The organism is Streptomyces sp. NPDC093801, from assembly GCF_040701585.1.
Classification (GTDB): domain Bacteria; phylum Actinomycetota; class Actinomycetes; order Streptomycetales; family Streptomycetaceae; genus Streptomyces.
Genome location: NZ_JBFBDP010000045.1, coordinates 36116 through 55282, shown reverse-complemented (window position 1 = coordinate 55282; position 19167 = coordinate 36116). Strand labels below are relative to the sequence as shown.

Sequence of the window (19167 nt, the reverse complement as noted above, 5' to 3'; positions counted from 1 at the left end):
ACCGGCCGCGGCGCGGGGACTCGCTCCGGCCGCGGGGGACGTCGGGGGGACGGGGGCGGTCACGGGCCGCGCCTACCCGTGATCGGGCGCTTTGCACATCGGCGCCGGACTTCCGGGGATCCGACGCGCCGGCCCGCCCCGCCCCGCCCCGCTCAGGTCCGGTCACGGGTCTCGTCGACCACCGGGAGGGCGGCCGTGCGGCGGCGGCGCAGGACGCTGCTGTAGACGGCGAGTCCGAGGAGCCCCGCGACCATCATGATCAGGCCCGCCACGTCGAGATCGATCCCGTCCATGTGCCAGTCGCTCGCGAAGGTGAGGATCGCCCCCACCACGATCAGGGTGATGCAACCGCCTATGCCTGCCATGGATGCCGCCTCCTCGTCGGTGACCGTGCTCGGTGACGGCGCGGTTACCCGGGCTCCCGGGGTCGAAACGGCCGCCCGGGACCGGCCGGGCCCGCGGCGGAACCGTGCGGCCCGGCCCGGTGCATGGCGGGCGGCGCAGCGGGCAGGGGCGCTGCGGACACCTTCACGGGAGGCGGAACATGGCAGCACCGTCCGTCGGCGGGACACGGGCGCGCGAGACGCGCGCGGCGGTGACCGCGGCCGCCCGGTGCGGGCTGGCCACGCGCGGGGTGCTGTACGCGCTGGTGGGCCTGCTGGCCCTGCGGATCGCGTTCGGGCGCGCCGGGAAGGCGGCCGACCGTACGGGGGCGCTCGCCGAGATCGCCGGCCATCCGTTCGGGCGGCTGCTCGTGTGGGCGGTCGGGGCGGGTCTGGTGGCGATGGCGGCGTGGCGGCTCTCGGAGGCCGTCTTCGGGGCCGCCGGACCCGAGGGGCGCAAGCCGACCCGACGCGTCGCCTCCGCCGCCCGTGCCGGCTTCTACGTGGTGGCGGCCTTCTCCGCCCTGTCCTTCGCCGCGGGCCGGGGCGGTGGGCGCTCCGGCGACGAGCAGTCACGGGACGTGACGGCCGCGGCGCTGGCCGTCCCGGCCGGCCAGTGGCTCGTGGGGGCGGTGGGCCTCGCCGTCGCCGTGGGCGGGGTGGTCATCGCCGTGAACGCGGCCCGGCTGTCCTTCCGCGAGGAGATGGACACCGGCCGCCTTCCCCGGGCGGCCCGCCGGGGCGTGGACGTGCTGGGCGTGGCAGGCGGCGTCGCGCGCGGCGCCGTGTTCGCCGCGGCGGGGGCGTGGCTCGTCCACGCCGCCGTCTCCTACGACCCGCGGAAGGCCAAGGGGGTCGACGACACCCTCCGCTCGTTCGCCCAGACCCCCGCGGGCCCGTGGCTGCTGGTCGCCGTCGCGACGGGGCTGCTGCTGTTCGGCGCGTTCTCCTGGGCCATGGCCGTCTGGCGCCGCGTGTAGGGGTCGGCTTCCCTTTTCCCGGAAAAAGACAAGCGGAATGCTGATCCGGCTGCGCGGAAGGGAATGTCCCCGTGCGCCGCCTTGGAAAATCGGACCGTCGTACACGGCGTCGCCATGCGTGTTCTCGTGGCTCTGGGGCCTCCGGTGCGCGACCATTACGGACGCCGAGACGGCTCGAACACCGGCGCCGGGCGCGAGGACGGGCGGCCGACGTCGCGGGCGGGCAGCAGCCAGTAGACGGAAAGACCGAGACAGGAAGAAGGACGGACGTGTCCGGTAGCGAAAGCGAGAACCCGGTAATCCCCTCCCCGGCCCCCGCCGCGGCTCCTCCCAGGACGAACCGGGACTGGTGGCCGAACCAGCTGGACCTCCAGGTTCTCCATCAGAATTCGCCCCTGGCCGATCCGATGGGCGAGGACTTCGACTACGCGCGGGAGTTCGCCACCCTCGACGTCGACGCGCTGAAGCGGGACGTGTTCGAGGTGATGACCACGTCGCAGGAGTGGTGGCCCGCCGACTACGGCCATTACGGGCCGCTGTTCATCCGGATGAGCTGGCACGCCGCGGGCACCTACCGGATCGCCGACGGCCGCGGTGGCGGCGGCGCGGGCATGCAGCGTTTCGCGCCGTTGAACAGCTGGCCGGACAACGCGAGCCTCGACAAGGCGCGGCGGCTCCTGTGGCCGGTCAAGCAGAAGTACGGCCGGAAGATCTCCTGGGCAGACCTGCTCGTTTTCGCCGGTAACTGTGCGCTGGAATCCATGGGGTTCAAGACGTTCGGATTCGGATTCGGACGGGAGGACGTCTGGGAGCCCGGGGAAATCTTCTGGGGGCCGGAGGACACCTGGCTGGGAGACGAACGCTACCGCGGCGACCGGGAGCTCACCGGTCCTTTCGGAGCGGTCCAGATGGGCCTGATCTACGTCAATCCGGAAGGGCCCAACGGAAATCCGGACCCCGTGGCCGCCGCCCGGGACATCCGCGAGACCTTCGGGCGCATGGCGATGGACGACGTGGAGACGGTCGCACTGATCGTCGGCGGTCACACCTTCGGCAAGTGCCACGGCGCCGTCGACTCCGAGTACATCGGTCCGGAGCCGGAGGCCGCGCCCCTGGACCAGCAGGGCCTGGGCTGGCGCAACGCGTACGACACCGGCAGCGGTCCGCACACCGTCACCAGCGGACTCGAGGGCGCGTGGACCACCGAGCCGACGCGGTGGGACAACGGCTACCTGGACAACCTGTTCCGCTACGAGTGGGAGCTGACGACGAGCCCGGCCGGCGCGCAGCAGTGGACGCCGAAGGACCCCTCCGCCCAGGGCACCGTGCCCGACGCCCACGATCCGTCGAAGCGCCACGCCCCCATGATGCTGACGACCGACCTCGCGCTGAGGCTGGATCCGGTGTACGAACCGATCGCGCGCCGCTTCCGGGAGAATCCCGGCGAGCTGGCCGACGCCTTCGCCAGGGCCTGGTACAAGCTCCTGCACCGCGACATGGGGCCCGTCACCCGCTATCTCGGCCCGTGGGTCCCCGCACCCCAGCTGTGGCAGGACCCGGTCCCCGCGGTCGACCACGGCCTGGTGACGGAGGAGGACGTGGCCGCGCTCAAGAGCACGATCCTCGCTTCGGGCCTGTCCGTCCCCCAGCTGGTCGCCACCGCGTGGGCGTCGGCGGCGAGCTTCCGCGGCACCGACAAGCGCGGCGGGGCCAACGGCGCCCGGATCCGGCTCGCGCCGCAGCGGGGCTGGGAGGTGAACGACACCCCCGAACTGTCCGAGGTGCTGGAGACCCTGGAGCGCGTCCGGCAGGAGTTCGACGGCTCGCGGTCCGACGGTACCCGGGTCTCGCTCGCCGACCTGATCGTCCTGGGCGGGTGCGCGGCCGTGGAGCGGGCCGCGGCGGACGCCGGCCACGAGGTCACGGTCCCGTTCACCCCCGGGCGCACGGACGCCTCCCAGGAGCAGACCGACACGGAGTCGTTCGCGGTGCTGGAACCGGCCGCGGACGGCTTCCGCAACTACCTCCGGGGAGGCGAGAAGCCGTCGGCGGAGACCCTGCTCCTGGACCGGGCCAGTCTGCTGACGCTGACGGCTCCGGAGATGACGGTACTCCTGGGCGGCATGCGCGCCCTGGACGCCAACTTCGGGCGGTCCCGGCACGGCGTGCTCACCGACCGGCCGGGGACGCTCACCCCCGACTTCTTCGTGAACCTGCTCGACATGGGGACGGAGTGGAAGGCGTCCGCCGAGGTCGAGGGCGAGTTCGAGGGACGGGACCGGTCCACGGGCGAGGTCAAGTGGACGGCCAGCGCCGTCGACCTGGTCTTCGGCTCCCACTCCCAGCTGCGGGCCCTGTCCGAGGTCTACGCCTGCGCGGACGCGCGCGGGAAGTTCGTGCGGGACTTCGTGGCCGCGTGGGACAAGGTCATGAACCTCGACCGGTTCGACCTCCGCTGAGCCGCCCGGGGCCGGCCCGGCGGACTCAGGGCCGCCGGGCCGGGTCCCAGTCCTGGGCGAGGAGCCCGAGCAGCACCTCGTCCAGGACCTCGCCCAGCACCCAGGCCGAGGAGCGCAGCACGCCCTCGCGGACGAAGCCGTTGCGCTCGGCGGAGCGCAGCATCGCGGCGTTGTCGGCCAGCGTCTCGATCTGGAGCCGCCGCAGGCCGCGGACGACGAAGCCGTAGTGGCACAGCACGGCGACCACGTCGGTGCCGTGGCCCTTGCCGCGGAATCCGGGGCGCAGCCCCAGTCCGAGGTGCGCGACCCGGTTGTGGGTGTCGATGCCCCAGAGCGCCGCGGTGCCGACGAGCGTGCCGCCGTCCAGCTCCACCACGGAGAACTGGACGCTCCGCTCCTTGTCGTCCACGGCGAGCCGCGGGTCCTTCGACCCGGGTCCGACCGGCCGCCACGGCCCGGACTCCGCCCGCGAGGAGTAGACCACGTCGTCGTAGAGCTCGGTCCGCAGAACGGGTACGTCGTCCTCGTGCCGGGCCCTGAGCCCGATGGTGCGCCCTCTCAGCATGCGCTCTTCCTATCCGGCCGGACCGGCCGGGGGCAACGAAATATCCGGCTGCCGCGCCGGCCGGGGCGGCGGTACGAGGCCGCGGAGGAAGGTCCGGACGGCCGCGGCGAACCCCTCGGGGTCGGTCTCGTGGACGGTGTGGCCTGCGGGGAGCTCGACGAGCCGCGTGCCCGGGCGCCGGGCCGCCATGGCCCGGGCGTGTTCGGCCCGCAGGACGCTGCTGCGGCTGCCGCGCACCAGCAGGGCCGGGCAGCGGCTGCCGAGCCAGGCCAGCCAGTGGCTGCCGTTCAGTTCGCGCTGGGACGCCGCCATGGCGTCGGGGCGGAAGGCGAGGCCCCATCCGTCCCCGTATTCGCGGACCGCGTCCGTCAGGTGGGCGGCCGACGTGCCGAGGGCCTCCAGCAGGGCGGACCGCGTGGGGGCCCGGTGCGGCCATTCGAGGCAGAACGAGACGTCCCCGTCCACGTCCGCGCCGATGTCCTCGATGACCATGGCACGGATCAGCCGGGGGTGGCGGAAGGCGAGCTGGTAGGCGTTGACACCGCCCATGGAGTGGCCGAGGACGACCACCGGGCCCAGGCCCAGGTGGCGCAGTACGGCCGCCGCGTCCTCGACGTAGCCGTTGCGGGAGAAGTCCGAGGGCTGGTCGGAGTACCCGTGGCCGCGCTGGTCGAGGGCCACGACCCGCCAGTCCGGCGCCAGCCGGCGGGCCAGCCGCGCGAACGTCCGGGCCTCGCCGAAATGCCCGTGCAGGGCGAAGAGGGCCGGGCCGGGGCCGCCGAAGTCCAGGTAGGAAAGGCGTCGCCCCGAGATCGACACGGAGGCACGGACGGGCTCACACGGGATGGTTGCCGGCACGCAGGCAATCCTGCCATGGGCATGCCCGGGCCGGGGTGGGTCCCGGTCCACTTGACCGCGGATCTGATTAGGCGCCATATTATTGCCGTGAACCAGAACGCCGCGGCCGGACCGGCCGCACCCACGCTCGACCAGGCGCGCCGCCAGGTGGCCCGCTACGGCCTGTCGGCGGATCCGCAGGCGGTGCTCGTCGCGGCACGGCTGATGGCGGCCGGCGCCCGGATCGGACAGGCGGGCGAGGTGCACTTCGGCCGGTTCGGCCTCTCCACGGGCCGGTACCGGCTGCTGGCCGATCTGGAGGACCACGGTGGCGAGAAGTCGCCCTCCCAGCTCGCCGCGAGCCTCGGCGTCTCCCGCGCCACCGTGACGGGGCTGGTCGACGGCCTGGAGCGGGAGGGGCTGGTGGCCCGCCGGCCGTCCGTCGAGGACGGGCGCGGCAACGTGGTGATCCTCACCGCCCGCGGCGCCGACCGGCTCCGCGACCTGGCGCCCGAGCACTTCCGCCGGATGGAGGCGCTCGTCGGCGGGCTCACGCCCGAGGAGCGCGCCACCTTCCTGGACCTGCTGGCGCGGGTGGTCGCGGGCATCGACGCCCTGACCGAGGACTGACCGACCCCGTTCCACGGGCCGCCCCTCGGGGCGGCCCCGCTCCTGCCGTAATAGTTAGTCTCCTAATCACTCCTAATCACCCATGTCCGGCTGAGGAAGCCGGACGAGAGGACGATCCATGACGAAGAGGAAGGCCCCCGGCGCACCCCCGCCCTTCCCCGCCCTGTGGGGCGAGGTGCTGGCCGCCTACGCGATGCCCGCCGTGACGGCCGGCGCCGGCGGCGCCCTCACCGGGCAGCCGGCGCTGACGGCGGCGGCGTTCACCACCATCGGCGGCACCTCCGCCCTGGTGGCCGCCGCCGTCGGCGGCGGGCTGCGGCGCCGGTCCGCCCGCACGCGGCCCGCACGCACCCCGCGCGCCCTCACCGCCGCCGTCGCGGGCCTGGCCGCTGCGGCGCTCGCCCTGGCCGTCGGCCTCGCCGCGGCCCACTGGCTCGCGCGGGTCCCGGGCCTCGCCGACAGCCCCTGGCCGGGCCGGCTGCCGGTCGACCTGCCGGTCTCCGCGGCCATCGCGGCCACCCTCACCACCTGGCGCCTGCGCGGCGGCCGCCCGGCCGGGACACGTGAACCCCGGATCGACCCCACCCCCCGAACCGAAGGACGTACGTCGTGATCGTCGTCATGGGCGCCGCGGGCGCCACCGGCGGTGCGACCCTGCGCAGCCTCGCCGCCCTCGGCGTGCCCACCCGCGCCCTCAGCCGCAACCCCGCCCGCCTGGCCTCCGCGCTCGACGGGCCCACGCGCGCCCGTACCGCCGTCACGGCGGCCGACGCCGCCGATCCGGCGTCCCTGCGGGCGGCCTTCCACGGCGCGGACCGGCTCCTGCTGACCATGGCGAACGGCCCGCACCAGGTCCGGTACGAACTCAACGCGGTCGAGGCGGCCGTCGACTGCGGCGTGCGGCACATCGTCAAGGTCTCCGCGCCCGCCGCCGAGCCGGACTCCCCCGTCGCCGTCTCCCGCGGCCACCACCTCGTCGAGGAGCGGCTGCGGACCTGCGGGGTCACCACCAGCGTCCTGCGGCCGTACGCCTTCATGCAGAGGCTGCTGCTCCTGGCGCCCGGTATCGCCGCCGCCGGAGTGGTGCACGGCGCGACGGGCCGGGCGCGGTGCAACTACGTGGACGTCCGCGACATCGGCGACGCCGCGGCCGAGGTCCTCACCCACCCGGCCCCGACGGACGGCACGTACCCGCTCACGGGCGGACGGGCCTACAGCCACCAGGAGCTCACCGCGCTGCTGGGCGGCATGCTGGGCCGGCCGGTCCGCTACGTCGACCTCGCCCCGGCCGAACTCCACGCCCACCTGGTCGGCCGGGGCGGGATGCCGGACTGGCTGGCCACCCACGTGGTGGAGATCCAGCAGCTCGCGGTGGACCGCGAGGAGGAGCCGGACGACACCTTCCGCCGGCTCACCGGGCGCGCCCCGCGCACCCTGGAGGCCTTCCTGGGCGAGAACCTCCACCGGTTCCGCTGACCGCGCCGGCGGGCGGCTCCCGCGGGCCGCCCGCCGGCTGATGTTGACCTTCAGGTGGGTCGAAGCCCAAGGATGGAGGGGTGCCGAATTCCGAACTGATGCCCATCGGGGCCTTCGCCCGCCGCTGCGGCCTGACCCCCAGCGCCCTGCGTTTCTACGCGGACTCCGGGCTGCTCCCCCCTGCCGAGGTCGACCCGCTCACCGGCTACCGCTCCTACGGCGCCGGCCAGGTGGCGCGGGCGACCGCGCTGCGGCGGCTCCGCGAGATCGCCATGCCCCTGCCCGCCGTCGAGGCGGTCCTCGCCGCCGGGCCCGAGGAGGCGTCCCGGCTGCTCGACGCGCACGTGGCGAAGGTCGTCGGCGGGGCGGCGGCGGCCGTACGGGGGGCCGCCGTCGTCCGGGCCTCGCTCGGGGGCGCGCCCGGTGTGCCGATCGCGGCGCTGAAGGGGCCCGTCCTGGCCGACGCGGTCGAGCAGGTCCTGAGCGCGTCCGCGGGGGACCCGGAAACGCCGGTGCTCGCCGGGCTGCGCATCGAGGCGGACGGGGAGGAGGTCTCCCTGACCGCGACCGACCGGTACCGCCTCTGCACCCGCACCCTGGTCCCGGCCGGGGCCCCCGGGCGGGCGTGGGCCGGCACGGTCGACGGCGGCGACCTGCGCGCGGCGGCCCCCGCGATCCGCCGCAGCCCGCTGGTGCGGCTGGAGGCGGCGCCGCACGGGATCCGGATCCGGGCGGCGGGGCGGGAGGACCGGTACTGCCGGCTGCTGGCCGGGGAGTTCCCCGACCACCGGCCGGTGCTCGCCTCGCTGGGCGAGGTCACCGGCCGCGCGACGGTCGCGAAGGAGCCGCTGCTGCGCGCCCTGGAGGAACTGCCCGGCGACCGCGTCGCCCTGCACATCGCCGACGGAGCGGTGGACGTCCGCCCGGCGGACGGCGGCCGCCCCGGCACTCCCCTCCCGGCCACCACGACGGGCGGTGCCCTGCGGATCCGGTTCGAGCTGACGACGCTCCATCCGGCCGTGAGCGGCGCGATCGGCCCCGACGTGATGCTCGACCTGAGGGGACACGACGGGCCGGTCACGATCCGCTCCGCCGACCGCGGCGACCTCACCACCCTCGCCATGCCCGTCCCCGCGCCCTGACGCCCGAACGGCGTGCCTCGGCGCCCGGGGGCGTGGGTGAGGCCGGGCGGGGTTCAGGCGGGGAGGGTGAGGAGGAGCTCGTCGATCTCCTCGCCGCGCGCGTTCGCGAAGCCCCGCTCGGTGCGGGACACCGCGAAGCCGCACCGGTGCAGGACGCGGAGGGAGCCGGCGTTGTCGGCGGCCGCACGGGCGTGGAGGGGGCGGTCCGGAACGGCGGCGATCAGGGCGCGCAGCGCGGCGGTCGCCGCTCCGCGGCCCCAGTACGCGCGGCCGATCCAGTACGTGACCTCGCGCTCCCCTGGCGGGCCGAAGACCGCGGCGTGGCCGACGACCTCCCCGCTCCCGCCGACGACCGTGCGGGCGACGACCGCCGGATCGCGGCGGATCCGCGCCCAGTGGGCGTCGAACCGGGCCCGGTCCGCCGGGTCCTCGGGGGTGAACGCCGCCATGCGGACCGCCTCGGGATCGTTCGTCTGCGCGTAGAAGACCGCCAGGTCGCCGTCCTGCACGGTGCGGAGCGCGACGTCCATCTGTACCTCCGGTGCGGATCGGGAGAGGGGGTGACCGCGCCCCGACGGGCGCCGGCCGTCAGGCGGCCGGCGGCTGCGGGGCGGGGGCGCGGACCTCGACCAGCCGGGCCACCGCGTCCACCACCGCCGCGCGGTGGGCGGCGCGGTGCGCTTCGGCCTCGCCGGCCGCGTCGCCGCCCGCCGTGGTGTACCAGGCCTGGGCCAGGCCGAGGACCAGGGTGAGCAGGTCGGCCGGGGCGTGCGCCGGGTCGACGTGGCCGTCGCGCTGGGCGGCGGCCAGCGCGGCGGTCTTGCGCGCGTACGACTGCGCCTCCAGTGCGGTGGCCTCCGGGCGCTCCAGCCGCTTCCACATCAGCAGCCTCATGAGCCGCGGGTCGGCCGTCAGGTGGTCGAAGATGGCACCGGCGTAGCGGGGCAGGCCCTCGGCGTCGAACGGGACGGATTCCGCGCCCTGTTCGACGGCCTGGAGGATCACCTGGTCGAACAGCTGCTCCTTGTTGCCGTAGTAGACGTAGATCATCCGCTTGTTCGCCCCGGCCGTGTCGGCGATGCGGTCGACCCGGGCGCCGGCGATACCGTACGCGGCGAACTCGTCGAAGGCCGCCGCGAGGATGCGGGCCTTCGTTGCGCTGGAATCACGTGCCATGGCCCTCAGGCTAGCAAGTAACTATCCGGTTATTGACATGTCGGCCGAGGCTCGTGCACTGTGTAGGTAACCAGTTAGTTATTTCTCTTCCTCCAGGAGAACACCATGGAACTGCGCGCACTCGGCTCCCAGGGCCTCCACGTCGGCGCCGAAGGCCTCGGCTGCATGGGCATGAGCGCCTTCTACGGCGCCACCGACGAGGCCGAATCGCTGGCCACCATCGACCGGGCCCTGGAACTGGGCGTCACCCTGCTCGACACCGCCGAGGGCTACGGCCCCTTCCTCAACGAGCAGCTGGTCGGCAAGGCCGTCGCCGGCCGCCGCGACCGGGTGGTCATCGCCACCAAGACCGGCATCGAGATCGACGACGACGGCGGCGTCCACGGCCACAACGGCCGCCGCGAGTACATCCACCGCGCCGCCGAACGCTCGCTGCGCCACCTGGGCACCGACCACATCGACCTGTACTACCTCCACCGCATCGACCCGGACGTCCCGGTCGAGGAGAGCATCGGCGCCATGGCGGAACTGGTCACCGCGGGCAAGGTCCGCTACCTCGGCATCAGCGAGGCCGCCGCGGCCACCATCCGCCGGGCGCACGCCGTCCACCCCCTGACGGCCGTGCAGACCGAGTACTCCCTCTTCGAGCGGGGCCTGGAGGACAACGGGGTGCAGGCCGCCCTCGACGAACTCGGCATCGGCCTCGTCGCCTACTCCCCGCTGGGACGCGGCTTCCTGTCCGGCGCCATCACCAGCCCCGACGACTTCGCCGAGGACGACTTCCGCCGGACCGACCCCCGCTTCCAGGGGGAGAACTTCTCCCGCAACCTCGCCGTCGTCGGCGCCGTCCGGCGCCTGGCGGAGGCCAAGTCGGTCACCCCCTCCCAGCTGGCCCTCGCCTGGGTGCTGCGCCGGGGCGCGGTGCCGATCCCGGGCACCAAGCGGCGCACCTACCTGGAGGAGAACATCGCCGCCACCGGTGTCACGATCACCGACGAGGACATCGCCGCGATCGAGGCCGTGGCCCCGCGCGGCGTCGCCTCCGGCGACCGCTACGCCCCGGAGTTCATGCGCAACCTGAACGGCTGACGGCCCCCGGACGCACCCCGGTCCGGCCCGCGCACCCCGGTCCGCGCGCGCCGGACCGGGCCGGGGTGCGTCCGCGCCGCCGCGGCCCGTCCCCGCGGGCGGCGCTGTCGGCGGCGGGTGGCAGCATGTCGCCATGACTCGCGACGATCTTGACACTCTGTTCTCCTCCCCCGCCGGCCTGCTCGCCGCCGGCCCCCTGGCCCTCGGCGACCTGCCCGCCACGGGAGGCGGAGCGGGCCGCGAGGCCTACGCCCAGGCCGTCGCGATCCTCGACGGGGCCGAGGTGCCGCGGGCCGAGTTCGCCTCCTGGCTGCACTTCGGCGCGAAGGTGCTCGGCCACGACGCCTACGCCGACCGGGTCGCCGCGGCCGAGCCGGGCATGCCGTGGCGGACGGTGTGGGCCTGGTGGCGGCCGGTCGGCGCCTACCGGGCCCGGCCGAACCTGAGCGGGGACGGCGGCGTCGAGGTCCACGAGGCCGCGGACGGGCGCCTCCTGCTGAAGCTGCGTTCGCAGTCGACCGAGGAGCTCTGGCTCGATCCGGCCACCGGCGCACGGGTACCGGCCCCCGCCGACGGCGAGTTCGCCGAGCGGCCGTACGACGCCCCCGCCGAGGGACCCGTCCTCTTCGACCCCGAGGACGAGGACCACGGCCTCCACCAGCCCGAAGCCTGGGAGGAGCCCGCACCCCTGCCGGGCGGCCGCGTGATGTTCTCCGACCCGCGCGGCGTCGTCGTCCTGGAGCACAACCCCGGTGCGGCCGGCGGGTCCGAGGAGCACGAGGCCGTCTCCTGGGGCGAGGAGCGTCCGTGGTTCGCCGGGCCGGCGCCCGCCGAGGCGCCCCTGGACGCCGCCCGCCTGGAGGAGGCCTTCGACGCGGACGGGATGGTGGTGCTGACCCGGGAACAGCTGCCCGCCGCACTGACGCACGCACCCACCCGGGAGCTGGCCGTGACGGCGGGGCTGCCGACGTGGTTCGCCGCCGGCGTCGCCACCTTCACCCTGGCCTGGGCCGACGGGAAGGCGTACGGGCTGGAGCCCGACGGGAACGGCCTGCTGCACCTGGGCACCTTCGACCTGAGGTACGCCGACACCGGCAAGGTGTTCGTCCACCCCGGCACGGGCGAGGTGTCGATGCTCCGCAACAGCGGGGAGCCGTTCCCCCTCGCCCGGGACACCGAGACGTTCGTGCGGCTGCTGGAGGCGGTGTACCGGTTCAAGGGCGCCTGCTGGGACCCGTACCCGGGCGAGACCGGCCACCGGGACTTCCTCCGCGAGGTCGCCGCCCTCGAACCGCTCGCGCTGGACGAGGAGTCCCCGGCGGAGGACGTGTGGGGACACCTGTTCGCGGCCATCACCGAACTCAGCCCCTGGGGCTTCTGACACCGGACGGCCCGCCGGGTGCACCGGCGGGCCGGGGACCGGACGGGGTCAGTGGGTGAGGGCGTAGGCGGCCCGGTCGCTCGCGTAGGGGGCGAAGCCCGTGTTGTCCTTGCAGCCGAGCTGCTCCCAGGTCTTGTCGTTGGTGACCGGGTCCGTGCCCGTCAGGCGGTACTTGCACGCGCCCTTGATGAAGTTGCCCTGCACCCCGCCGGGGAAGTCGATCTCCTTGTTCCACAGGTACGGGGACTGGTAGTCGTTCACGCGGGCCGTCGCGTTCACGTCGATGCCGCCGGGCGCGTAGATCTCGTACACCCATCCGGTCTTCTCGGTGCCGTACGTCGCGAACCGCTTGGCCACCGACTGGTCGCAGCTGGTGCTGAGGTGCGCGCTGAGCTGGCCGCCGCCCTTGACGATGTACTCCGCGAGGGGGGTGAGCTGGTCGCCGCGCGGGGTGAAGCCGGTCCGGAAGATCTCCTCGACGTTCTCCCTGGTGTCGCCGCGCCACAGGGTGTTGACGTCGTTGCGCCACTGCCAGCGCTCGCTCGACGCGGTGGACGCGACCGTGGGGGCGATCCCCGGGTTCGTGGTGGTGCGCCACCAGTCCCAGGCCCGGTACTCGACGACCGGCCCGCAGGGCGCGGTGGAGTCGTCGGCCGCCCCCGGGACCGCCGCGGCGGCGTGCGGCGTCAGGGCGGCGGCGGAGAGGACGAAGGTGGCGGCGAGCACCCGCAGAGCGGCGTTCAGCATGGTGTGACGACCCATCGGAGGAGGCATCGGGGTGGAGGACACCCCGTTTATAGGGGGGTCGCCCGGCGGCGGGGCCGCGGTCCGGCCCGGGGGCCACCCGTGCGGGGGGATCAGTCGTACCGGGGAAAGGATTCGCCTGGACCGGGCGGCCGCGCCGCCCTCCCCGGGGGTCGGCCCTCTGGCGCACCGGCGGCCGGGTCGGGCACCATCGCAGTGATCGACCCGCACGGACACGGCCCCCCTCTCACGCCCACCCGGCAGGAGGCTTCCGCACGTGAAGACCCGATCCGTCCTCACCGCCCTCTTCCTCGTCCTCGGCGCGCTGTTCGCCCCGGGGTTCGGAGCACTGACCGGCACGACCCAGGCCCATGCGGCGACCAAGATCACCCATGCGACGGCGACCTCGATGTTCCGCCAGGCGGGGATCACCTGGTCCTCCTCCGGCAACTGCTCGGACCGCAACAACGCGACCTGTACGTCCTTCGAGCAGCTCAACCTGGCCACGGCCCAGGGCGCCCAGACGCTGAAGGCCGCCACCGGCTGCGCGCTGAACATCACCGGCGGCACCGAGACCGGCCACGCGAGCGGAACGTACTCCCACTGGAACGGCTACAAGCTCGACTACGCGAAGGCCACCTGCCTCACCAGCTACGTCAAGAACACGTTCGCCTACATCGGCGTGCGCGGCGACGGCGCCCCCATGTGGCAGTCCGGCTCGGGCAACGTCTACGCCGACGAGGGCAACCACTGGGACGTCCTCTACTACAACTGCGGCGGCTGCTGACCCGTCGTCACCCGCCGCGCCGCCGGCCCGGGGCCGGCCTCCCCGCGAGCCCGTCGCGGGGAGGCCTCAGGCACCCGCCAGCCAGTCGGTGTACCAGGCGCGGAACCCCGGGCTGGCCGGGACGAATCCGCCCCAGTCCGGGTCGATCCGCCAGACCTCGCCGGCGTACGGTCCGTTCAGGACCAGCCGGACGAACATGCCGCAGCCCTCTTCGGCCAGCACGAGCGTGCCCGGGGTGAGCACGTCGGGGCGTACCGCGAGCCGGCCGGGCAGGGGTGCGGTGAGCGGGAACGGCGCGGAGAGCCGGCCCGGCAGCCTGTCCTGTGCCCACTCGCCGTCCACGGCCCAGTCGTCGTCGGCCTCCGGCCGGGGGTCGGCCAGCGGCATCAGCCCGTGGCCGGGCCCCGCCGGGCCGTCGCCCACCTCCGCGACGAAGGACCGGTACTCCGCCGGCAGTTCGATGCCGTGGGACTCCTCGAACGCCCGGATCCGCGTCTGCGGCAGCCGCGCCGCCAGCGCGTACCGGTGCGTCCTGGCGCCGGAGCGCTCGTGCTCCGGGTCTCCCGCGGCCAGCTCCCGGATCCGTGTGCGGACCCCGTCCGCGTCCCAGTTCCCCATGCGGCGACCGTAACAAGGCCTCGCGCTCCGCCGGCCGCCGGGCCCGGACCGCCACCGGACCGGCTTGACCTTGACACGGTGGCAAGGTCTTCACTCTCCGCCGAGGAGGTGGTCCCGATGATCACGCGGAACGGGGAAGAGACCCTGGACCGGGCCCTGGCGGGGCTGGGGCACGACGAGGCGCAGGTACGGCTGAGGGCGGCCCTGGAGGTGGGGACGGCGGCGGACCCCCGGTCGGTGGACGCGCTGGTCGAACGGTGCGCGGTCGAGCCGGAGTTCTTCGTGCGCGACATGCTGACCTGGGCGCTGACCCGCCATCCGCGCGCGGTGACGGTCCCCCGGCTGGTGGACGTGCTGGGCTCTGAGTGCGCCCAGGCGCGCAGCCAGGCCCTGCACACGCTGTCCAAGATCGGGGACCGGGAGGCGTGGCCGGCGATCGGCCGGGGCCTGCTGACCGATCCCGACGACGCGGTGGCGCGCAGCGCCTGGCGGGCGGCGGTCGTCCTGGTGCCCGGGGGCGGGGAGCGGCTGGAGCTGGCCGCCGTGCTGGCGACGCAGCTCGGGCGCGGCGGGCGGGAGACGCGGTTGAGCCTGAGCCGGGCGTTCGTCGCGCTGGGCGAGGAGGTACTGCCGGTGCTGCGCGCCGCGGGGGCGGGTGCGGGTGCCGGGGTGCGGGAGCACGCGATCGCGACGGAGCGTCTGGTGCGCGACCCGGACGCCGGGTTCGGGTTCGCCCTCGAAGAGGCGAGGCGGATCATGGTCGGAGGGTAGGGCGGGCCGGACGGAGGGAGTGGACGGGCGGTGCTGATCGGTGAGGTGGCGCGGCGGTCGGGGGTCAGTGCGCGGATGCTGCGGCACTACGAGTCGCTGGGCCTGCTGCGGCCGACCGGCCGTACGGGGGCGGGCTACCGGGAGTACGGGGACGAGGACGTCCGGCGGATCTTCCACATCGAGAGCCTGCGGTCGCTGGGGCTCGGACTGCGCGACGTCGCCCGTGCGCTCGACGATCCCGGCTTCACCCCGTCCGGGCTCATCGACGGCCTGGTGCGGCAGGTGCGGGAGCGCATCGCCGCCGAGACCCGGCTCCTCACCCGGCTGGAGCGGATCGGTGCCGCGGAGCCCGCCGGATGGGAGGAGGTCCTGCAGGTCGTCGCCCTGCTGCAGGCGCTCAGGTCGCCGAGCGCCGGAGAGCGCCAGCGGGCGGCCCTGTCGGCGGCCGAGGGCGGTGCGGCGCCGGTGGAGGCGCTGGTCGAGGCCGCGCTGGGCGAGACGGATCCGAACGTCGCCGGCGCCCTGCGCTGGGCGCTGGCCCGGGCCGGCGGGGCCGGGGTCGGCCTCCTCGCGCAGGGGCTGCGCTCGCCCGGGGCCGAGGTGAGGAGACGTGCCGCGCAGGCCCTCGCGGAGATCCCGCTGCCGGGGTCGACCGCGCTGCTGGAGGGGGCGCTCGCGGACGGCGACGCCGCCGTCCGCAGGTGCGCGGCCCTGGCCCTGGGGGTGCGGGGCGTGGCGGCGGCGGTCCCGGAGCTCACCGGCATGGTCGTCGACGGGGCGAGCGACGTCGACGCGGCCGACGCGCTGGCCGCGCTGGCCGCCGATCCCGCGCTGGCGGACCGTATCGCCACCGGGCTCCGCGAGCGCCTGGGCCGCGGCGCGGTCGGGGCGTCCGCCCGGCTGCGGCTGGTGCAGGCGCTCGCGGACGTCCCCGGGAGCACGGCGTCCGGCGCCCTGGCGGATCTGACGCGCGACGGGGACCGTGTCGTCGCCCGCACGGCGGCGTACCTGCTGGAGCGGCACGACCTGACCGCTCCTCGGCGGGCGCCCGGCGCGGGTCAGCGGGGCGGGGAGGCCGGTGCTCCCAGTTCGGCGACGAGGTCGCGGTAGGCGGCGAAGGCCGCCTTCGGGGTGTAGTCGTCGCGCAGCAGGCCGAAGTGGGGGAAGAGGTCCTCGGCGCCGCTGTCGGCGTCCCGCAGGGCGAAGAGCGAGTAGCCGTCGATGTTCAGCTCGGCGGCGAGGGCGGCCGTGGTCCGGATGACGGTGTCCAGGACGGCGGCCTGCCGCCGCTCTTCGCGTCCGGGGCCGGTGGGCCAGCCGTTCTCGCAGATGCGGATCGGGACGGTGGCGGGGATGCCGGCCTTCGGCAGGCTGGTGCTCCGGTACGAGGTGAGGACCGCGGTGACCGCGTCGCCCAGCCGGCCGGGGGCGACGGGCCGGAAGACGTCCGGGAAGAAGTCGAGTCCGACGTAGTCCAGGCTCTGCCGGAAGCGCGGTCCGGCCAGGGCGCCCAGGTCGGACCAGAAGGTGTCGGCGGGGTCGAAGGACGGCACGGCGTTGAACCCGACGGCCACGCGGCGGCCGAGTGCCAGGGCCTCCTCCTTCGCGGCGATCACGCCCTGGACGAGTGCCTCCAGGACGTTGGGGACGCTGCCGTCGACGGGCGGGAGGTCGAGGTTGGGCTCCTCGCATATCTGGACCGACGCCAGGCCGGGCCCGCCGCTGCGGACGGCCTCGCGGACGAACTCCGGCCAGCCGTCCAGTGCGCCGGACGGCTCGCGGAACTGGAGCACGAGGTCGAGGGTGCGGCCGCGCCGGAGATGGGCGTGCGGATCGGCGGGGGTGGGTCCGTACGGCGTCACGGTGGCGGCGAACGAGCGGTAGGCGCGCACCGACAGCGTCGCCGCGGCGCCCTGGAGCTCGTCGAGGGCCTCGTTGATGCGGTCCGGCTCGTCCGGGGAGACGGGGTGGACGATCCCCCGCTCGTTCCCCAGGAGGCCGCCGGGATAGATGCCGAAGGTCATGGCCATGTTGCGCCCCCAAAAAATCTTGGTGTCACTCCAAATTTGTGGTGACACTATCATGTGGGGCGTGGGGCTCAGAGAGATCAAGAAGCAGCAGACGCGTACGGCGATCGCGGACGCGGCCCTGCCGCTGTTCCTGGAGCACGGCTTCGACCGGGTGACGGTCGCCGAGGTGGCACGGCACGCGGGGGTGTCCACGAACACCGTGTTCAACTACTTCCCGGCCAAGGAGGACCTGTTCTTCGACCGCCAGGCCGAGGCCGTGGAGCACCTGGCCGTCCTGGTGCGCGACCGGGCCCCGGGCGCCTGCCCGGTCGCCGCCGTCCGCGACGACCTGCTGTCGGCGCTGGGCCGCGACGATCCGATGCTCGGCCTCCGGCCCGGGGCGCCCGCGTTCTGGCAGGTGGTCCTCGACAGCCCGGCCCTGCTCGCCCGCGAACGCGAGATCGGCGAACGCGCCGAGGCCGCGCTGGCGGCCGCGCTCGCAGAGCGTCCGCCGCACGGCCCGCAGGCGCCCGGCCGCACCGGCCCCCCGCCGCCCGCGTACCTCGCCGGAGCCCTCGCCGGAACGCACCGCGCCGCGCTGCGCGAGCTCCGGCGGCGCATCATGTCCGGCGAACCGCCCGCGGACGCCCGGGACGCCGTCGCCCCGGCGGTCACCCAGGCGTTCGACCTGCTCTGCTCCGGGCTCCACGCGGATCCCGGGCCGGCGCCGGGGGAGCCGGTGTAGCGGAGCCGACGGGCGCGGGAGGCCCGGCGGCCCGCGACACGCCCGGCAGGAGGGTCTCCGTGTCCGCCGAGCGGCTGCGGCCGGGCGCGCCGCGGACCGGCCGCGGCAGCCCGGCTGTTAGGCAGGCGGAACCGGCGGTCCCGTACCGGGCGCCGGCCGCCCCGCCCCCCACCGGGAGACACCCGTGCCCACCCGCGTACGCCGCTTCCGCGCCGGACTGTCCGCCGCCCTCACCGCCGCCGCCCTCGGCGCGCTCCTCCCACCGGCCCACGCGGCCGGAGCGGACCCGGGCGCCCCGGGCGGGCACCCCGAGCACGACGGCCGCCTCCAGTGGCAGCTCGACCGGCTCGTCGCCCAGGCCGACGGGCCGCCCGGCGCCATCGCCGTCCTCACCCGGAACGGCCGGAGCCGGGTGTACACCGCCGGCGTCGGGGACGTCGCCACCGGCCGCCGCCCGGACCCCGACGACCACATGCGCATCGCCAGCATCGCGAAGGCGTTCAGCGGCGCCGTGGCCCTCCGGCTCGTCGACGAGGGGCTCCTCTCCCTGGACGACACCATCGGCGAACGGCTGCCCGGCCTGCCCGCCGACTGGCACGCGGTGACCCTGCGCCAGCTCCTCCAGCACACCAGCGGCCTGCCCGACTACTCGGCCGACCCCGAATTCCTGCGGATCCTCCAGGCCGACCCCCGCCACCTGTTCGACCCGCGCACCCTCCTCGACTTCGTCGCGGACGAGCCGCTGCTGTTCCGGCCGGGCACTCTGTACGAGTACTCCAACTCCGACAACATCGCCGTCGCCCTCATGACCGAGGCGGTCACCGGCCGCCGCTACGAGGACCTCCTCCGCGACCTCGCGTACCGCCCCCTGGGCCTGCACCGGACCAGCCTGCCCCTGGGCCACCGGCTCCCGCGCCCCTACCTGCACGGCTACGACGTCACCCCGCCCGCCGGGCCCGAGGACGTCAGCGAGGCCCTCGGCGCCTCGGGGGTCTGGGCCTCGGGCGGCATCGTCTCCACCCCCCGGGAACTGGGCGCCTTCATCCGCGCGTACGGCGGCCCCGGCCTGCTCTCGGAGAAGACCCGCAAGGAGCAGCTCGCCTTCCGCCCGGGCGACTCCTCGGAACCGGCCGGGCCCGGCACCAACGCCGCCGGGCTGGCGATCTACCAGTACACGACCCGCTGCGGCGTCCTCTACGGCCACACCGGCAACTTCCCCGGCTACACCCAGCTCGCCGCCACCACACCGGACGGCACCCGCTCCCTGACGTTCTCCATCAACACCCAGACGAGCAAGGGCAACAAGCCCGCCCTGCTCGCCCGGCTCCGCACGGTCCAGGAGGACTTCGCCTGCGCACTCCTCAAGGACCGCTGA

At 74.9% G+C, this 19167-nt stretch carries 21 protein-coding genes; 13 read left to right on the top strand and 8 right to left on the bottom strand.

The features are described 5' to 3' along the window. Positions 1-152: 152 nt before the first annotated feature. On the bottom strand, positions 153-365 hold the full coding sequence (locus tag AB0469_RS36085; protein WP_366455769.1) for a hypothetical protein: 213 nt from the start codon (positions 363-365) through the stop codon (positions 153-155). 179 nt (positions 366-544) lie between these two features. Between AB0469_RS36085 and AB0469_RS36080 the strand changes: the two genes are divergently transcribed. Both AB0469_RS36080 and katG read left to right on the top strand, forming a co-directional pair. After that, positions 545-1363 (top strand): DUF1206 domain-containing protein, encoded by an 819-nt coding sequence (locus AB0469_RS36080; protein ID WP_366455768.1) that lies wholly within the window; start codon positions 545-547, stop codon positions 1361-1363. 269 nt (positions 1364-1632) lie between these two features. Further along, positions 1633-3822: a catalase/peroxidase HPI gene (gene katG, locus AB0469_RS36075; RefSeq protein ID WP_366455767.1), complete on the top strand. Its 2190-nt coding sequence runs from the start codon at positions 1633-1635 to the stop codon at positions 3820-3822. 25 nt (positions 3823-3847) lie between these two features. Here the strand turns inward: katG and AB0469_RS36070 are convergent, their stop codons facing one another. After that, a complete protein-coding gene (locus AB0469_RS36070; protein ID WP_366455766.1) occupies positions 3848-4387 on the bottom strand; it encodes a GNAT family protein in 540 nt (179 codons plus the stop codon). A gap of 9 nt (positions 4388-4396) precedes the next feature. After that, positions 4397-5206 carry an alpha/beta hydrolase gene (locus AB0469_RS36065; protein ID WP_366455764.1) on the bottom strand — a complete coding sequence of 270 codons (810 nt, stop codon included), beginning with the start codon at positions 5204-5206 and terminating at the stop codon, positions 4397-4399. A 126-nt stretch (positions 5207-5332) separates the two neighbouring features. Between AB0469_RS36065 and AB0469_RS36060 the strand changes: the two genes are divergently transcribed. From AB0469_RS36060 to AB0469_RS36045, 4 genes are all read left to right on the top strand, one after another. Beyond that, entirely contained in the window at positions 5333-5854 is a 522-nt protein-coding gene (locus AB0469_RS36060; protein ID WP_366455763.1) for a MarR family transcriptional regulator, read from the top strand. Positions 5855-5972: 118 nt separating this feature from the next. Then, positions 5973-6467: a hypothetical protein gene (locus AB0469_RS36055; protein ID WP_366455762.1), complete on the top strand. Its 495-nt coding sequence runs from the start codon at positions 5973-5975 to the stop codon at positions 6465-6467. Next, positions 6464-7330, top strand: coding sequence for an NmrA family NAD(P)-binding protein (locus tag AB0469_RS36050; RefSeq protein ID WP_366455760.1), 867 nt, complete (start codon positions 6464-6466; stop codon positions 7328-7330). Before AB0469_RS36055 ends, AB0469_RS36050 begins: the two co-directional genes overlap by 4 nt. Positions 7331-7410: 80 nt before the next feature. Next, positions 7411-8472 (top strand): MerR family transcriptional regulator, encoded by a 1062-nt coding sequence (locus AB0469_RS36045; RefSeq protein ID WP_366455758.1) that lies wholly within the window; start codon positions 7411-7413, stop codon positions 8470-8472. 53 nt (positions 8473-8525) lie between these two features. On the opposite strand, the gene AB0469_RS36040 is transcribed toward AB0469_RS36045, so the two are convergent. Further along, positions 8526-9002 carry a GNAT family N-acetyltransferase gene (locus AB0469_RS36040; protein WP_366455757.1) on the bottom strand — a complete coding sequence of 159 codons (477 nt, stop codon included), beginning with the start codon at positions 9000-9002 and terminating at the stop codon, positions 8526-8528. Positions 9003-9060: 58 nt separating this feature from the next. Then, positions 9061-9648, bottom strand: coding sequence for a TetR family transcriptional regulator (locus tag AB0469_RS36035; protein ID WP_366455755.1), 588 nt, complete (start codon positions 9646-9648; stop codon positions 9061-9063). A 105-nt stretch (positions 9649-9753) separates the two neighbouring features. On the opposite strand from AB0469_RS36035, the gene AB0469_RS36030 reads away from it, so the two are divergent. Together AB0469_RS36030 and AB0469_RS36025 are read left to right on the top strand one after the other, a co-directional pair. Next, positions 9754-10737, top strand: coding sequence for an aldo/keto reductase (locus AB0469_RS36030; protein WP_366455754.1), 984 nt, complete (start codon positions 9754-9756; stop codon positions 10735-10737). A gap of 133 nt (positions 10738-10870) precedes the next feature. Next, positions 10871-12118, top strand: a complete 1248-nt coding sequence (locus tag AB0469_RS36025; protein WP_366455753.1) for an SUKH-4 family immunity protein — start codon at positions 10871-10873, stop codon at positions 12116-12118. Between the two features lie 48 nt (positions 12119-12166). On the opposite strand, the gene AB0469_RS36020 is transcribed toward AB0469_RS36025, so the two are convergent. Next, on the bottom strand, positions 12167-12865 hold the full coding sequence (locus AB0469_RS36020; RefSeq protein ID WP_366455752.1) for a hypothetical protein: 699 nt from the start codon (positions 12863-12865) through the stop codon (positions 12167-12169). Between the two features lie 274 nt (positions 12866-13139). Here AB0469_RS36020 and AB0469_RS36015 point away from each other — a divergent pair, with 274 nt between their 5' ends. Further along, on the top strand, positions 13140-13649 hold the full coding sequence (locus tag AB0469_RS36015; protein WP_366455751.1) for a hypothetical protein: 510 nt from the start codon (positions 13140-13142) through the stop codon (positions 13647-13649). A gap of 66 nt (positions 13650-13715) precedes the next feature. Here AB0469_RS36015 and AB0469_RS36010 read toward each other — a convergent pair whose 3' ends face one another. After that, positions 13716-14267, bottom strand: coding sequence for an SMI1/KNR4 family protein (locus AB0469_RS36010; protein WP_366455750.1), 552 nt, complete (start codon positions 14265-14267; stop codon positions 13716-13718). 117 nt (positions 14268-14384) lie between these two features. On the opposite strand from AB0469_RS36010, the gene AB0469_RS36005 reads away from it, so the two are divergent. Continuing rightward, a complete protein-coding gene (locus tag AB0469_RS36005) occupies positions 14385-15038 on the top strand; it encodes a HEAT repeat domain-containing protein (protein ID WP_366455786.1) in 654 nt (217 codons plus the stop codon). Positions 15039-15068: 30 nt separating this feature from the next. Further along, positions 15069-16148, top strand: a complete 1080-nt coding sequence (locus AB0469_RS36000) for a MerR family transcriptional regulator (protein WP_366455749.1) — start codon at positions 15069-15071, stop codon at positions 16146-16148. Here AB0469_RS36000 and AB0469_RS35995 read toward each other — a convergent pair. Further along, on the bottom strand, positions 16097-17062 hold the full coding sequence (locus tag AB0469_RS35995) for a hypothetical protein (protein WP_366455748.1): 966 nt from the start codon (positions 17060-17062) through the stop codon (positions 16097-16099). The genes AB0469_RS36000 and AB0469_RS35995 overlap by 52 nt on opposite strands. 67 nt (positions 17063-17129) lie before the next feature. Between AB0469_RS35995 and AB0469_RS35990 the strand changes: the two genes are divergently transcribed. Both AB0469_RS35990 and AB0469_RS35985 read left to right on the top strand, forming a co-directional pair. After that, positions 17130-17792: a TetR/AcrR family transcriptional regulator gene (locus AB0469_RS35990; RefSeq protein ID WP_366455747.1), complete on the top strand. Its 663-nt coding sequence runs from the start codon at positions 17130-17132 to the stop codon at positions 17790-17792. Between the two features lie 184 nt (positions 17793-17976). Then, entirely contained in the window at positions 17977-19167 is a 1191-nt protein-coding gene (locus AB0469_RS35985) for a serine hydrolase domain-containing protein (RefSeq protein WP_366455746.1), read from the top strand.

Coding starts and splice junctions, on each gene's coding strand:
- AB0469_RS36085 (WP_366455769.1), bottom strand. CDS start 365: ATGGCAGGCATAGGCGGTTGCATCACCCTGATCGTGGTGGGGGCGATC.
- AB0469_RS36080 (WP_366455768.1), top strand. CDS start 545: ATGGCAGCACCGTCCGTCGGCGGGACACGGGCGCGCGAGACGCGCGCG.
- AB0469_RS36070 (WP_366455766.1), bottom strand. CDS start 4,387: ATGCTGAGAGGGCGCACCATCGGGCTCAGGGCCCGGCACGAGGACGAC.
- AB0469_RS36055 (WP_366455762.1), top strand. CDS start 5,973: ATGACGAAGAGGAAGGCCCCCGGCGCACCCCCGCCCTTCCCCGCCCTG.
- AB0469_RS36040 (WP_366455757.1), bottom strand. CDS start 9,002: ATGGACGTCGCGCTCCGCACCGTGCAGGACGGCGACCTGGCGGTCTTC.
- AB0469_RS36035 (WP_366455755.1), bottom strand. CDS start 9,648: ATGGCACGTGATTCCAGCGCAACGAAGGCCCGCATCCTCGCGGCGGCC.
- AB0469_RS36030 (WP_366455754.1), top strand. CDS start 9,754: ATGGAACTGCGCGCACTCGGCTCCCAGGGCCTCCACGTCGGCGCCGAA.
- AB0469_RS36025 (WP_366455753.1), top strand. CDS start 10,871: ATGACTCGCGACGATCTTGACACTCTGTTCTCCTCCCCCGCCGGCCTG.
- AB0469_RS36020 (WP_366455752.1), bottom strand. CDS start 12,865: ATGCTGAACGCCGCTCTGCGGGTGCTCGCCGCCACCTTCGTCCTCTCC.
- AB0469_RS36010 (WP_366455750.1), bottom strand. CDS start 14,267: ATGGGGAACTGGGACGCGGACGGGGTCCGCACACGGATCCGGGAGCTG.
- AB0469_RS36005 (WP_366455786.1), top strand. CDS start 14,385: ATGATCACGCGGAACGGGGAAGAGACCCTGGACCGGGCCCTGGCGGGG.
- AB0469_RS35995 (WP_366455748.1), bottom strand. CDS start 17,062: ATGACCTTCGGCATCTATCCCGGCGGCCTCCTGGGGAACGAGCGGGGG.